Below are 14,159 nucleotides of genomic sequence, written 5' to 3'. Positions count from 1 at the left end.
TCCTTTGCGATCTCGCTGGTCGGCCTTTCCAGACCAGTGCGAAGAGTTCCTCGCGGGAGAATTCTCGTCGTGTCATGCATGTGCCTCTTTCCGGTCCTCCCATATGTCACTCATTGGGATCGCTTTCAAAAAAGCTTCCTGGTCAAATCTCGCGAAGCAAGATGGCGTTAGAGCAATTGGTGTTGATGGACTTAGCTGTTTAGGGTCCAGCCGATCATCAACGACCACGATTGCGTGCCATCCAACGCAAAAACCGCCCCGGTCAGACCGGGACGGTTATTGATTTATGATAAAATTGGTTGCGGGGACCGGCTTTGAAGCTGCAACCTCGCAGAGTTCACCACGGTCATTGAATGGCAATGCGAGGGACTGCACGCCTGCCTTGGCCAAAACTCATAAATGCAAGCGACCGGTAACGGCCTGCAACAAAAACAAGCACTTACCCTTAAAGGCGGGTTAAAGCAGGGTTTATGCAGCCTTTTGAAAACCCTTAGGATTTTCTGAATCCAACGGTCTCGCGGTATCGTTCGGAATAGGTCGACCACCCGCAGGGCACCTATCATTGCGACTGGATGGTCGTTCAAAGTCCCGCTGCCTTGGCCAGGTAGGGCGCCAGCGCCAGCGCGTAGGTTGCCGTGAGGTGATGGTTGTCGCGCAGCACCACGATGTTGCCGACCACCGCCGGGCAACTGTCCTTGCCGCATAGCGCGTCGTTCATGTCGACCACGCTCACCCCCGCCACGGACCGGGCGGCGAGCGCGTAGATGTTTTCCCGTTCGACCTCGCTGCGCGGATTGACGCATTTGCCGGGATCGGTTCTGAGGCAATTGCGTGGATCGAACAGACTGAAAGGTGTGTTGCGGATGGCGACGACACGCGCGCCCTGGTTTGTGATCTCGCTCCAGACGCTGCGCAATCCCTCGATCATCGCGTCCCGCGCGACGCCGGTGTAGTTGCTCTGGCTGGTGATCACGAGATCGGGCTTCAGCTTCGCGATTTCGGCGAGAACCTTCTCCCGCCACAGCGCGCATTGCTCATACGGCTTGCCGTCGTCAAGGATGGTGACCCGGGTTACCGGGCAGGCCGCCTTGGTGAAGGTGACGAGCTTCCATTTTCTGTCTTTGGCGATCTTGTCGACGGCCGGCACCCATTGCGCCGCGTGGGAATCGCCCATCACGACGATGGTCCTTGTTCCCGCCGGATCCCCGAGCTGGCAACCGGTCGCGTCGACACTCTTCTGCTCCCGATGACATTTCATCTTGTAGATGATCGGCACGTCGCTGCCGATCTTGCWCAAAGGGGGCAGCAGCTTGACGCCTTGGGGGACGACAGCGTTCGCCAGCAAGGCCGCAGGTCCCGGATAATTCGGCGTTCCGATCTGGCTGGTGTCGATGGGCTGCCGGTCGACCTCATAGACGAGTCCGCCGGCCATCGCCACGCACACCCCGATCGCCGCCGTGCCGTCGATCAACGGCCGCCATGCCAGCGACGAGCGCGAATGGCGATAGGGCTGCTCGACGAAGCGATAAGAGAGATCGGAAACGGCCAGGGTGGCGATGATCAGCAGAACGCCATCGACCAGGCCGATCGAGCCGCGCTGCGCCACATAGAAGATGATCAGCGGCCAATGCCATAGATAGATCGAATAGGAGCGATCGCCGGCATAGCGCAGCGCCGAGATATCCAGGCCGCGGAAGCGGCCCACACGCACCCTGCCGGCCGCAATGACCAGAGCCGCGCCGAGCGTCGGCAGCAGCGCCTTGGAGCCTGGAAAATCGGTCGATCTTGAAAACAACACCGCCGATGTCAGCGCCGCCAGCATGCCGGCAACAGCCATCGCTGTCCGCGCGCGCCCGTTCGGCTGGAATCGATCGAGGGTCAGTGCCAGCAATCCCCCAAGGGCCAGCTCCCAGACCCGGGTGAAGGTCACGAAATAGGCCCATGCAGGATCGGATCGGGTGAGYGCGACGGAAGCCGCGAGCGAACCCGCCAGAACCACGCCGAGCACGAAGGTGAGCATTTGCACCGGCGAATGCCCGCGACGTCTGGCCCACCACAGCGCCGCGATCATCAGCACCGGCCAGACGATGTAGAACTGCTCCTCGATCGACAGCGACCAGAAATGCTGGACGGGGCTCGGCGCGTCCTCGGCGCCGAGATAATCCACGGCCTGTTCGGCAAGCCGCCAGTTCTGCACATAGAGCGCGCTTGCGATCACCTGCCTGGCGGTTTCTTCCCACCACGCGTCCGACACGAACAGCAGCGTTCCCACGAGCGTGACCAGGAGCGCGACGATCGCCGCCGGCAGCAGCCGCCTGACCCGGCGCGTGTAAAAGCCGACGAGCGAGATGCCGTTTTCGCTGAGCGCCATGCGCGTGAGCAGGCCGGTGATAAGGAAGCCGGAGATAACGAAGAAGATGTCGACCCCGACATAGCCGCCGGGAAGCGCTGCCGGCCAGATATGGAAAATCACCACGAAGGCTACGGCAAGCCCGCGCAGTCCCTGTATCTCCGGCCGAAATCCCCCCGGCGCAATGTCGTCTCGCAAAGCCAGTCTGGTCCCTCACGGCGCCGGCCTGTCCCGGCCGCCATGGTCAATTCTGCTGGATCGAAATGCCCTTGTCGTCGATCTTGAGCTCGACGCCTTTCGGCTTGGTGTGCTCGCGATAGACATAGATGCCGAGCGCGATGATCACCGCGATCAGCACACCGATGATGAGATAGAGCGTGTTCTGCCTCATTCGCGTCCCCTCGTTGCGACCAAGTCTCACACCTGCTTTGATCTCACGCCTGCTTTGAAAAGGCCGGCAGCGGGCGCCTACTGGTCGTCCTCATCGCCCGATGCTGGGCGCCAGCTCGTCGGATCGACCTTCTTTTGCGTGTCGCTGTCGGTGTAGACCCACCAGCCGCCATCACGATATTGGCCGATGGACTCGTTGACGACGCCGTCGCCGTCCTTCCACAGGATGGTGACCTTCGAGCCGTCCTTCGGCGCGCTTTCTATCGGTTTGCGCTCTGCCATCTCACTCCCTCCATGAACCGGCCCCCCATAGACCGGCCCCAACGTCCTTTCGACGCGCCGGGTTCCGTCAGCTATGCGCGAAGATGTCTTCCTCCGCCCAGCCCATCAGGTCGAGCTTGGCGCGCGTCGGCAGGAAACGAAAGCAGGCATCCGCCTCCTTGGTGCGATTTTCGCGCGCCAGGCGCGCCGCAAGCACCTCGCGCAGACGATGCAGGTAAAGCACGTCGGAGGCGGCGTATTCGAGCTGCTCGGGCGACAACGTTTCCGCCGCCCAGTCCGAGGATTGCTGCGCCTTGGACAGGCCTATACCGAGCAATTCGTTGCACAGGTCCTTCAGCCCATGGCGGTCGGTGTAGGTGCGGACGAGCCGCGAGGCTATCTTGGTGCAGAACACCGGTTCCGCCATCACGCCGAAGGTATGATAGAGCACGGCGATGTCGAAGCGGCCGTAATGGAACAGCTTGGTGATCGCGCGGTTGCGGAGCAGGCTGACGAGGTTCGGCGCCTTCTTCTGGCCGGGCGCGATCTGGATGACATCGGCGCTGCCGTCGCCGGGCGAGATCTGCACCACGCAGAGCCGGTCGCGATGCGGGTTGAGCCCCAGCGTCTCCGTGTCGATGGCCACCGCGCCGACATTGTAGCGGGCGAGGTCGGGCAAGTCGTTTTTGTGAAAACGGATGTCTGCGGTCATTCTCTTCTCCGGATCGGCTTAATCCGTCCTCGCTGCGATCCGGAGAAAAATCAACAAAAAGTTGAATCTCACGTCTTTCGTGAAACCGAACCTCAACGCGTCAGCGCGTCGAGGATGCGCGCCCAGGACCGCTGCCCCTTGTGGAAGGAGGTCAGCTCGTATTTCTCGTTCGGTGAATGAATGCGATCGTCGTCGAGGCCGAAGCCGACCAGCAGCGATTCCATGCCGAGATAAGTCTGAAAATCGCCGACCACGGGAATGGAGCCGCCACTGCCGATGGTCAGCGCCGGCTTGTCCCATTCGTCGGACAGCGCGTCCTTGGCCTTGGCGAGGAAAGGCGAGTCGTAGGAAAGCTGGATCGCCGGCGAGCCGCCATGCGGGTGGAATTCGACCGAGCAGTCGCCGGGAATGCGCTCGCGCACGAAGGCCTGGAAGGCGGCGCGGATCTTCTTCGGGTCCTGCTTGTGGACGAGCCGGAACGACACTTTCGCCGACGCTTCCGCCGCGATCACCGTCTTGAAGCCTTTGCCGGTGTAGCCGCCGATAATGCCGTTGAATTCCGCCGTCGGCCTTGCCCAGGTCATTTCAAGCACCGAGCGGCCTTTCTCGCCGGCTGGAATGGAGAGGCCGACCGGCCCGAGGAAGGTCTCGGCCGTCTCGCCCAGCCCTTCCCAGGACTTCAGCACTTGGCTAGGCGTCTCCTCGACGCCGTCATAGAAGCCCGAAATGGTGACGCGGCCATTCTCGTCATGCACGTCGGCGAGGATCTTGGCGAGGATGCGGATCGGATTGGCGGCCGGGCCGCCATAGAGGCCCGAATGCAGGTCGCGGCTGGCCGCCTTGACGGTGACCTCCTCGCCAACCATGCCGCGCAGCGACACGCAGATCGACGGCGTCTCGCGATTCCACATGCTGGTGTCGCAGACCAGCGCGAAATCCGCCTTCAGCTCGGCGGCGTTGGCTTCCAGGAACGGCTTCAGCGACGGCGAGCCGGATTCCTCCTCGCCCTCGAACAGGATGGTGACGCGGCAGGGCAGATTGCCATGCACCTGCTTCCAGGCACGGCACGCCTCGACGAAGGTCATCAGCTGCCCCTTGTCGTCGGCCGAGCCGCGCCCTGTGATCACCTTGCGTCCGGGCTCGATCTCCTTGATCGACGGCGCGAACGGATCGGTTTCCCACAACTCGACCGGATCGACCGGCTGAACGTCGTAATGGCCGTAGAACAGCACATGCGGCGCGCCCGCCGGTCCCTCGTGATGCGCCACCACCATCGGATGTCCGGGCGTGTCGCGCACGCTCGCGTCAAAGCCGATCAGCTTGAGCTCGGCGACCAGCCATTCGGCGCCCTTGCGGCAGTCGGCGGCGAAGGCCGGATCGGTGGAGATCGACTTGATGCCGAGCAGGCCGAACAGCCGCTCCAGGCTCTGGTCGAGATTCTGGTCGAGACGCTCGAGGACGGGGGAGATTCTGGACATGCTTTTTGCCTTTCGATTTTGGGCAGACCCTAAAGGGCCACGCCGAAAACGAAAAGCCGCGATCGTTAGACCAAGATGCAATCGTGGCGAGGATAAAAGAAGACCGCCGTGGTGGAGGGGGAACCACGGCGGTCTCTACTCGAAACGTTGCGGCAGCCCGGAGAGGGGGGATAGGCTGCCGCAGTTTGCCCGGGATAGGCGGGGGACGGGCCTTACTCCGGACTTCGGCGAAAAATGCCGATGACGTTTATTTGGGTCTGTGAACGTGGCGATTCAAGGGCACGAAAATTACACTTTTGTAACATGCCCGTGAGCGGCGAATTTTCCGTGCATGTCGCCCAAAAGTGTGCGGCGGTTTTGGGAAAACGACTGCACCAACAAAAAGACCCAAAGCGCGTCGCCTGAATCGGTTTCAGCGCGACGCGCTTTGCCGGACAGGAACTGTCAGGGGTGTTGCCCGAACCGGTGGGTTCCACCGCCTTTGGCATGGACCGCGAAGCCCGGCCGCGCTATCCCTGCCGGCATGAAAAAAGGCGATCACCTCTTCCTTGTCGACGGCTCCGGCTACATTTTTCGCGCCTATCACGCGCTGCCGCCGCTCAATCGCAAATCCGACGGCTTGCCGACCAGCGCCGTGCTCGGCTTCTGCAACATGGTGTGGAAGCTGATGCAGGACGCCCGCAACACCAGCGTGGGCATTGCGCCTACGCATTTCGCCGTCATCTTCGACTATTCCTCGAAAACCTTCCGCAGCGATCTCTACCCGGAGTACAAGGCGAACCGTTCGGCGCCGCCGGAAGACCTGATCCCGCAATTCGGCCTGATCCGCCAGGCGACCGTGGCCTTCAACCTGCCCTGCATCGAGATGGAGGGTTTCGAGGCCGACGACATCATCGCCACCTATTGCCGGCTCGCCTGCGAGGTCGGCGCCGACACCACCATCGTCTCCTCCGACAAGGACCTGATGCAACTGGTCGGTCCGACGGTCCGTATGTACGATCCCATGAAGGATCGCCGGATCAGCATCCCCGAAGTAATCGAGAAATGGGGCGTGCCGCCGGAAAAGATGATCGACCTGCAGGCGCTGACCGGCGACTCGATCGACAATGTGCCGGGCGTGCCCGGCATCGGCCCGAAGACCGCGGCGCAATTGCTCGAACAGTTCGGCGACCTTGACGGGCTGCTCGCGCGCGCTTCCGAGATCAAGCAGGAGAAGCGTCGCGAGACCATCATCGCCAATGCCGACAAGGCGCGCATTTCGCGCGAGCTGGTAACGCTGAAGAACGACGTGCCGCTGAAAGAGGGACTGGACGACCTGGTCCTGCATGAGCCGGACGGGCCGAAGCTGATCGGCTTCCTGAAGACCATGGAGTTCACGACGCTGACGCGACGCGTCGCCGAAGCGACCGCGACCGAGATCGGCGACGTCCAGGCCTCCGCCGTCACCGTCGAGCGGGCCGACACCGCGCATGGTCCCGATGTCGGCGCCGGCGGGCCGCCAAGACAGCCGGCGCCTCAATCAAACGGCGCCGCCAAGCCGGCTGCGCCGGTCAGGGGCGAGGACGCGCCGCCGCAAGGCGACACCCCATCGCTGCTGTCGGCTCTGCGGCTGGAACAGGCGTCGGCGCGCAAGATCGACCCTTCGGCCTATGCATCCATCCGCGATGCGGCCGCGCTCGAGGCCTGGATTGCCGAAGCCCGCGACGCCGGCATCCTCGCTTTCGATGCCGAGACCACGTCTTCCGACCCGATGCAGACCGATCTCATCGGCCTGTCCATGGCGATCGCGCCGGGCCGCGCCGTCTACCTGCCGCTCGCCCACAGAACCGGCAACGGCGACTTGCTTGGCGGCGGCCTGCTGGAGAACCAGATCCCGGTCCGCGAGGCGCTGGCGCTGCTCAAGCCGCTGCTCGAGGACCGGTCGGTCCTGAAGATCGTGCAGGACATGAAATACGACATCGTCGTGATGAGCCGTCACGGCATCGAGGTCGCCCCGTTCGACGACACGATGCTGATCTCCTACGTGCTCGACGCCGGCACCTCCGGCGGTCACGATCTCGCCTCGCTGTCGGAGAAGTGGCTGGGCCACGCGCCGGCGACGAAAAAGGAACTTGCCGGCTCGGGCAAGAGCGCGATCGGCTTCGACCAGGTCGATATCGAGCGTGCGACCGCCTATGCCGGCGAGCAGGCCGACCTGGCGCTGCGGCTTTGGCAGGTGCTCAAGCCGAGGCTGCCGGCCAAGGGCCTCGTTTCCGTCTACGAGCGGCTGGAACGGCCGCTGGTGCCGGTGCTGGCTCGCATGGAGCAGCGCGGCATCTCGGTCGACCGCCAGATCCTGTCCAGGCTTTCGGGCGAGTTGGCGCAGGGCGCTGCCCGCGTCGAGGAAGAGATCTACGGGATCGTCGGCGAGCGCATCAACATCGGCTCGCCGAAGCAGCTCGGCGACATATTGTTCGGCAAGATGGGTCTGCCGGGCGGCTCGAAGACGAAGACCGGCCAGTGGTCGACCTCGGCGCAGCTGCTTGAGGATCTTGCCGCCGAAGGCCACGAACTGCCGCGCAAGATCGTCGACTGGCGCCAGCTCACCAAGCTGAAATCGACCTATACTGACGCGCTGCCCGGTTTCATCAATCCTGGCACCAATCGCGTCCACACCTCCTACGCGCTGGCCGCGACGACGACTGGGCGGCTATCGTCCTCCGATCCCAATCTGCAGAACATCCCCGTGCGCACGGCCGAGGGCCGCAAGATCAGGACCGCCTTCATCGCCGAAAAGGGCCACAAGCTGGTCTCGGCCGACTACAGCCAGATCGAGCTGCGCGTGCTTGCCCATGTCGCCGAGATCCCGCAGCTCAAGCAGGCCTTCGCCGACGGCGCCGACATCCACGCCATCACCGCATCGGAAATGTTCAACGTGCCGGTCGAGGGCATGCCCTCGGAAGTGCGCCGGCGCGCCAAGGCGATCAATTTCGGCATCATCTACGGCATCTCGGCCTTCGGCCTCGCCAACCAGCTGTCGATCCCGCGCGAGGAGGCGAGCGCCTATATCAAGCGCTATTTCGAGCGCTTCCCGGGCATCCGCGATTATATCGAGGAAACCAAGGCCTATGCGCGGGAGAACGGCTTCGTCGAGACCATCTTCGGCCGCCGCATCCACTATCCGGAGATACGATCCTCCAACCCGTCGATCCGCGCCTTCAACGAGCGCGCCTCGATCAACGCCAGGCTCCAGGGCACCGCCGCCGACATCATCCGCCGCGCCATGGTGCATATGGAGGAGGCACTGGAGAAGGCGAAGCTCTCGGCCCGCATGCTTTTGCAGGTGCATGACGAGCTGATCTTCGAGACCGTGGAAGCCGAGGTTGAGGCGACAATCCCCGTTGTGCGCAAGGTGATGGAGAACGCGCCGATGCCGGCCGTCTCGATGTCCGTGCCGCTGCATGTCGACGCGCGGGCGGCGGACAATTGGGACGAGGCGCACTGATGTGAGCGAGATGCTGCCGCTCTCGACGGCCACGCCGCTCTCTTTCGCGCTTGCTGCCCTGCTGATCGAGCTGACGCCGGGGCCGAACATGACCTATCTGGCTCTGGTGTCGGCCAATGATGGCCGCCGCGCCGGCTTCGCCACGGTGGCCGGCATCGCACTGGGCCTCGCCATTATCGGCGCCATCGCCGCCTTCGGCGTCGCCGAATTGATCCAGGCTTCCAGACTGCTCTACGAAGGGCTCCGCTGGGCAGGCACGCTGTTTCTTCTCTATCTGGCCTGGGAAGGCTGGACGGCCGGCACGGATGTGGTTTCCGCCAGCAGCACGCCGAACGGCAAGTATTTCACGCGCGGACTTGTCACCAACCTGCTCAACCCGAAAGCGGCGATCTTCTACATAGCCGTGCTTCCGACATTCATCGAGCCCGACAGGCCGGCACTCGCCCAGACCGCGTTGCTGACGACGGTCTATGTCGCAATCGCCACCGCCATCCATGCCATCATCGTGATTTTGGCGGGGACGCTGGAGCCATTCCTCAACGATCCTCGCCGCGAAAGCATCGCCCGCAAGGTGCTTTCCGCCATGTTGGCCCTAGTCGCGATTTGGTTCGCCTGGTCGACGGCGCGTTAAAGCGATTCCAGGAAAAGTGTGAGCGGTTTTCCGTCCGGAATTGCGTAAAATAAAGAGATAGAGCGGGGCTGCGATTCTATTTTCGCTGACCGGCTCTGGCCGCCCAAAAGTATCTCAGGCTGCTTCAGCTCTGCACTTGGCGCACACGCCGCGAAACTCGATCACCGCCTTCTTGGCCGCGAATCCCGTCGAACGCACCCATTCGTCCAGTCGGTGGTCGACGTCGTGGTCGGACATCTCGGTCACCTGGCCGCAATTGTCGCAGATGGCGAAGGCGGTCATCGCATGGCTGTGGTCGTGCGGCTCGGCGCAGGCGACGAAGGAGTTGAGGCTCTCAAGCCTATGCACGAAGCCGGATTTCACCAGCGTATCGAGTGCGCGATAGACCTGCAGCGGCGCACGGAAACCGCGCTCGCGCAACTGGTCCAGAAGCGTATAGGCGCTGAGCGGCCCGCTGGACGCCTCGAGCTTCTCGAGCACGCAGAGCTGGTTCTTGGTCAACGCATCTCTTGCCGTCATTGTGTTCGCCCAATCGACGCCCGCATCAAATCTCGATGCGAACGACCTCAATTCCCTTGAGATAGCGACGAACGATTGATTTTGCCACTGTTTCCGCAGCGCGTCCCTTCCGAGGCGCGCGGACGGGGATGGTTCGCCGGCTTACTTGCGCGGCGGCCCCTTGCGTTCGGCCGAAGCCGCCCACAGGTTGATGTCGGACTCGCGCGCATAGGTGTCGATTTCGGCGAGCTCGGCATCGGAGAACTCGAGCGCCTTGAGCGCGCCGACGCAATCCTCGACCTGTTCCGGCCGGCTGGCGCCGATCAGCGCCGTCGTCACCCGGCCCTTGCGCAGCACCCAGGCCAGCGCCATCTGCGCCAGCGTCTGGCCGCGGCGGGCGGCGATGGCGTTGAGCGCCTTGATGTTGGCGATCGACTTGTCGTTGATGAACGCCGGCTTGAGCGACTTGCCTTGGCTGGCGCGGCTGCCCTCGGGGATGCCGCCCAGATATTTGTCGGTCAGCATGCCTTGCGCCAGCGGCGAGAACACGATCGAGCCGATGCCGAGCCCCTCCAGCGTGTCGAGCAGCCCATCCTCCTCGACCCAGCGGTTGAGCATCGAATAGCTCGGCTGGTGGATCAGGCAGGGCGTGCCGAGCTGCCTCAATATGTCGGCCGCTTCCCGCGTGCGCTGCGAATTGTAGGACGAGATGCCGGCATAGAGCGCCTTGCCCGAGCGCACCGCCTGGTCGAGCGCGCCCATCGTCTCTTCCAGCGGCGTCTCGGGATCGAAACGGTGCGAATAGAAGATGTCGACATAGTCGAGCCCCATCCGCTTTAGGCTCTGGTCGAGGCTCGCCAGCACATATTTGCGGCTGCCCCATTCGCCGTAGGGGCCGGCCCACATCTCGTAGCCGGCCTTGGTCGAGATGATCAGCTCGTCGCGGTAAGGGGCGAAATCGGTGCGCAGGATCTCGCCGAACGCGGTTTCCGCCGAACCGGGCGGCGGCCCATAATTGTTGGCGAGGTCGAAATGCGTGATCCCGAGGTCGAAAGCCTTGCGCACAATCGCCTGCTTGGTCCGATGCGGCGTGTCGTTGCCGAAATTGTGCCACAGCCCGAGCGAGATCGCCGGCAGCTTCAGACCGGACCGCCCGCAGCGGTTATAGACCATTGCCTCGTAGCGGTTCTCGGCGGCGACATAGGGCATGGGGGAATCCTCGGGATACAAGCGGCGCAGAGATCGCCACCGGATAAATTGAATCGATGCTTGCCCCTAATCATTACCCTCTCCCCGTCGAAACGGGGAGAGGGGTCGCCACCTAGTTTTTCTTTGCCAGCAGCGCCTTCGCGTCCTTGACGCCGAGCGCGGCCGGCCGCTCGCAGCTCGTCTGCATGGCGACATATTTGCCGCTTTCGCCCGAACGCAGGATGYCGGTCATCACATCGACGGCGTGCAGCGCCAACTCCATCGAGCAGCGATRCGGCCGCCCTTCGGCGATCGCAATCGCCATGTCGGCAAGGCCGGCGGTGCGGTAGTTGGCCATCATGCCCTGGCCATGCATCTCGTTCGGCACGCCGAACGGATGGTTCCATTTGGGCAGCTTCTTCACCGGCTTGGCGCTGTCTGTGAAGCGCACCTCGCCGCCGAAGAAATTCGGGTCCGGCACGAAGACGGTGCCCAGTTCGCCGTAGAGCTCCATCGGCGCATGGCCATGGCTCCAGACGTCCCAGGAGGTGTTGAGGGTGATCACCGCGCCATTGGCGAATTCGAGCAGCGCGTGGATGGTGGTCGGCGTGTTGACCGGGATCTTTTCGCCCGCGCGCGGCTTCGACGAGATCGTCCGCTCCTTGGCCGGCGTCGTGGCGAAGGCCGCCACTCGGCTGACCGGCCCGATCAACTGGATCAGGTTGGTGACATAATACGGCCCGATGTCCAGCACCGGTCCCGCGCCCGGCTGGAAGAAGAAGTCAGGGTTGGGGTGCCAATGCTCCATGCCGTGGCCCATCACATGGCAGGTGCCGCTGGTTATCTTGCCGAGCTTGCCGCTGTCGATCAGCTCGCGCGCCAGTTGGTGCGCGCCGCCGAGGAAGGTGTCCGGCGCCGAACCGATGCGCAGGCCCTTCTTCTCGGCCCGTTTCTTGAGATCGAGCCCTTCCTTGATAGACAGCACGAAGGGTTTTTCCGAATAGACGTGCTTGCCGGCGTCGAGCACCGCTTTTGAGACTTCATAGTGCACGGCCGGGATCGTCAGGTTGACGATGATGTCGATCTCGTCGTCCCTGAGCAGGTCGCTGACCGTCGCGGCGCGCAGCTTGAACTCCTTCGCGCGCGCCGTCGCGGCCTCCATGTTGATATCCGCGCAGGCGCGCATCTTGATGCCGCGGAACAGCGGCGCCAGCGAGAAATACGCCTTCGAGATGTTGCCGCAGCCGATGACGCCTACGCCAAGTTTATCTGCCATTTTCGATTACTCCTGCCAGCTCTTGGCTGCCGCGATCGAGCGGCGGGCATAGCGCTCGATGTCGTTGGGGTTGTCCTGCTCCATGATGAAATACTGCGCCGCGCTCTTGGCGCGCAATGCCTTGAACAGGCCCGCCCAGTCGACCGTGCCGTGGCCGACATCCGACCAGCCGTCCTCGTCCAGCCCCTCGCCCGGCTTGGCGATATCCTTGACGTGGACGGCGACGATGCGCTTGCCGTGTTTTTCGATCCAGGGCGACGGATCGGCGCCGCCGCGGATCACCCAGGCGACGTCCATTTCCCAGCCGATATCGGGCGCGGCGGACAGGATATGGTCCTGCGGCACCGAGCCGTCGGCGAGCGCCTTGAACTCGAAATCGTGGTTGTGCCAGGCAAAGCCGTAGCCGGCCTTCTTCGCCGTTTCGCCCACCTTGGCGAGACGCTCGCCGAAGCCGCGCCAGCCGGCGGCGTCGGACGGACGCTGGTCGGGCATCAGATAGGGGCAGATCATAAGCGTGATGCCGAGCGCGTCGGCGATTTTGCGCACGCCGTCGAAATCATTCTCCAGCGCGTCGATCGAGAAATGCCCGGTCGGCATCGCCAGCCCGTTCTTGTCGAGCTCGGCGCGGAACGCTTTGGGGTCGTCATAGACGCCGCCGAAGCCTTCCACTTGCTTATAACCGAGCTCGCCGAGCATTTTCACCACGCCGTTCCATGGCTGGAAATTGCGCGCGCTGTAGAGTTGGAATGACCAGTTCATCTGTCCTGTCCGTGCTGTTGGTCCTGGGAGGTTAAATTCGGGCGCCGGTTTGGGCGTCGAAGAGCGAGGCGCGCAGCGGATCGAAGCCGATGCTGACCGCATCGCCGTTCTTCGGCGTGCGTTCGGAGGTGACGCGCACGGTGAAGTTCTGCTGCCCGAGCTTCAGCCACACCAGCGTGTCGGAACCCATCGGCTCGACGACCTCGACATTGGCCGTCGCGGTGAAGGGCCAGCCCGTGCCGCTGTTGAAGGCGACATGCTCGGGCCGGATGCCGAACACGGCGGGGCCAGGCGCCGGCTCCTTCTCGAAGGCATAGGTCGCAAGCGGAATGCGCACATCCTCGACGGCAAAGTGCCAATCGCCGCCATCTTTCTCCAGCCTGCCGTCGATGAAGTTCATCGCCGGCGAACCGAGGAAGCCGGCGACGAAGCGGTTGACGGGGCGGTTGTAGATCGTCTGCGGCGCGTCGAGCTGCTGGATCACGCCGCCCTTCATCACCGCGATGCGGTCGGCCAGCGTCATCGCCTCGATCTGGTCGTGGGTGACGTAGATCATTGTGTTCTTCAGGCGGCGGTGCAACAGCTTGATCTCGACACGCAGCTCCGAGCGCAGCTTGGCGTCGAGATTGGAGAGCGGCTCGTCGAACAAGAAGACGTCGACGTCGCGCACCAGCGCGCGCCCGATCGCCACGCGCTGGCGCTGGCCGCCGGACAGCGCCGAGGGCTTCCTCTGCAACAGCGGCTCGATCTGCAGGATCTCGGCGGCGCGGGCGATGCGCTTGGCGATCTCGTCCTTCGGCACGCCGGCGACGCGCAGGCCGAAGGAAAGGTTCCTTTCCACCGTCATCTGCGGGTAGAGCGCGTAGGACTGGAACACCATGCCGATGCCGCGGTCCTTCGGCTCTTCCCAGGTGACGTTCTTGCCCTTGATGAAGATGCGGCCGTCCGAAATGTCGAGCAGGCCGGCGATGCAGTTGAGCAAGGTCGACTTGCCGCAGCCGGACGGTCCAAGCAGCACGATGAACTCGCCGTCGGCGACATCCAGGTTGAGCGTCTGCAGCACCGAGACGGCGCCGAAATTGAGCGATAGGTCCTGGATCGAAACGCTGGGATTGGCGATTTCAGCTGCCAT

The 14,159-nt window shown here is 63.4% G+C and carries 12 protein-coding genes; 2 read left to right on the top strand and 10 right to left on the bottom strand.

Going from position 1 to position 14,159, the window contains the following annotated elements; genetic code table 11:
- Positions 1-580 precede the first annotated feature (580 nt).
- The 5 genes from LCM4577_RS13545 to LCM4577_RS13525 all read right to left on the bottom strand — a co-directional run bounded on the left by LCM4577_RS13545 (position 581) and on the right by LCM4577_RS13525 (position 5,191).
- On the bottom strand, positions 581-2,548 hold the full coding sequence (locus LCM4577_RS13545; protein WP_157900465.1) for an acyltransferase family protein: 1,968 nt from the start codon (positions 2,546-2,548) through the stop codon (positions 581-583).
- A gap of 46 nt (positions 2,549-2,594) precedes the next feature.
- Complete coding sequence (locus LCM4577_RS13540; RefSeq protein WP_040987330.1) at positions 2,595-2,741, bottom strand: hypothetical protein; 147 nt, start codon at positions 2,739-2,741, stop codon at positions 2,595-2,597.
- A 77-nt stretch (positions 2,742-2,818) separates the two neighbouring features.
- Positions 2,819-3,022: a hypothetical protein gene (locus tag LCM4577_RS13535; RefSeq protein ID WP_040987332.1), complete on the bottom strand. Its 204-nt coding sequence runs from the start codon at positions 3,020-3,022 to the stop codon at positions 2,819-2,821.
- Between the two features lie 67 nt (positions 3,023-3,089).
- Positions 3,090-3,713 carry a ribonuclease D gene (locus LCM4577_RS13530; RefSeq protein ID WP_040987334.1) on the bottom strand — a complete coding sequence of 208 codons (624 nt, stop codon included), beginning with the start codon at positions 3,711-3,713 and terminating at the stop codon, positions 3,090-3,092.
- A 92-nt stretch (positions 3,714-3,805) separates the two neighbouring features.
- Complete coding sequence (locus tag LCM4577_RS13525; protein WP_071071669.1) at positions 3,806-5,191, bottom strand: M20/M25/M40 family metallo-hydrolase; 1,386 nt, start codon at positions 5,189-5,191, stop codon at positions 3,806-3,808.
- 331 nt (positions 5,192-5,522) lie between these two features.
- On the opposite strand from LCM4577_RS13525, the gene polA reads away from it, so the two are divergent.
- Positions 5,523-8,675, top strand: a complete 3,153-nt coding sequence (gene polA / locus LCM4577_RS13520; RefSeq protein ID WP_371410048.1) for a DNA polymerase I — start codon at positions 5,523-5,525, stop codon at positions 8,673-8,675.
- A gap of 10 nt (positions 8,676-8,685) precedes the next feature.
- Positions 8,686-9,306: a LysE family translocator gene (locus tag LCM4577_RS13515; RefSeq protein WP_071071735.1), complete on the top strand. Its 621-nt coding sequence runs from the start codon at positions 8,686-8,688 to the stop codon at positions 9,304-9,306.
- A gap of 114 nt (positions 9,307-9,420) precedes the next feature.
- On the opposite strand, the gene LCM4577_RS13510 is transcribed toward LCM4577_RS13515, so the two are convergent.
- The 5 genes from LCM4577_RS13510 to LCM4577_RS13490 all read right to left on the bottom strand — a co-directional run bounded on the left by LCM4577_RS13510 (position 9,421) and on the right by LCM4577_RS13490 (position 14,159).
- Positions 9,421-9,825, bottom strand: coding sequence for a Fur family transcriptional regulator (locus LCM4577_RS13510; protein ID WP_040987339.1), 405 nt, complete (start codon positions 9,823-9,825; stop codon positions 9,421-9,423).
- 141 nt (positions 9,826-9,966) lie between these two features.
- Complete coding sequence (gene mgrA, locus LCM4577_RS13505) at positions 9,967-11,013, bottom strand: L-glyceraldehyde 3-phosphate reductase (RefSeq protein WP_071071664.1); 1,047 nt, start codon at positions 11,011-11,013, stop codon at positions 9,967-9,969.
- A 112-nt stretch (positions 11,014-11,125) separates the two neighbouring features.
- The gene (locus LCM4577_RS13500) at positions 11,126-12,268 is read right to left on the bottom strand and encodes a Gfo/Idh/MocA family protein (RefSeq protein ID WP_071071662.1); all 1,143 of its coding nucleotides are present in this window, start codon (positions 12,266-12,268) and stop codon (positions 11,126-11,128) included.
- 6 nt (positions 12,269-12,274) lie between these two features.
- Complete coding sequence (locus LCM4577_RS13495; RefSeq protein WP_071071661.1) at positions 12,275-13,027, bottom strand: sugar phosphate isomerase/epimerase; 753 nt, start codon at positions 13,025-13,027, stop codon at positions 12,275-12,277.
- A gap of 31 nt (positions 13,028-13,058) precedes the next feature.
- On the bottom strand, positions 13,059-14,159 hold the full coding sequence (locus LCM4577_RS13490) for an ABC transporter ATP-binding protein (protein ID WP_116390052.1): 1,101 nt from the start codon (positions 14,157-14,159) through the stop codon (positions 13,059-13,061).

The organism is Mesorhizobium sp. LCM 4577, from assembly GCF_001854795.2.
GTDB lineage: Bacteria > Pseudomonadota > Alphaproteobacteria > Rhizobiales > Rhizobiaceae > Mesorhizobium > Mesorhizobium plurifarium.
This window is presented reverse-complemented; position numbering and strand designations above follow the sequence as displayed.

Bases quoted from the DNA above. Each gene is read 5' to 3' on its own strand.
- LCM4577_RS13540 (WP_040987330.1), bottom strand. From the start codon at position 2,741: ATGAGGCAGAACACGCTCTATCTCATCATCGGTGTGCTGATCGCGGTG.
- LCM4577_RS13535 (WP_040987332.1), bottom strand. From the start codon at position 3,022: ATGGCAGAGCGCAAACCGATAGAAAGCGCGCCGAAGGACGGCTCGAAG.
- LCM4577_RS13530 (WP_040987334.1), bottom strand. From the start codon at position 3,713: ATGACCGCAGACATCCGTTTTCACAAAAACGACTTGCCCGACCTCGCC.
- LCM4577_RS13525 (WP_071071669.1), bottom strand. From the start codon at position 5,191: ATGTCCAGAATCTCCCCCGTCCTCGAGCGTCTCGACCAGAATCTCGAC.
- polA (WP_371410048.1), top strand. From the start codon at position 5,523: ATGTCGCCCAAAAGTGTGCGGCGGTTTTGGGAAAACGACTGCACCAAC.
- LCM4577_RS13515 (WP_071071735.1), top strand. From the start codon at position 8,686: ATGCTGCCGCTCTCGACGGCCACGCCGCTCTCTTTCGCGCTTGCTGCC.
- LCM4577_RS13510 (WP_040987339.1), bottom strand. From the start codon at position 9,825: ATGACGGCAAGAGATGCGTTGACCAAGAACCAGCTCTGCGTGCTCGAG.
- mgrA (WP_071071664.1), bottom strand. From the start codon at position 11,013: ATGCCCTATGTCGCCGCCGAGAACCGCTACGAGGCAATGGTCTATAAC.
- LCM4577_RS13495 (WP_071071661.1), bottom strand. From the start codon at position 13,027: ATGAACTGGTCATTCCAACTCTACAGCGCGCGCAATTTCCAGCCATGG.
- LCM4577_RS13490 (WP_116390052.1), bottom strand. From the start codon at position 14,159: ATGGCAGCTGAAATCGCCAATCCCAGCGTTTCGATCCAGGACCTATCG.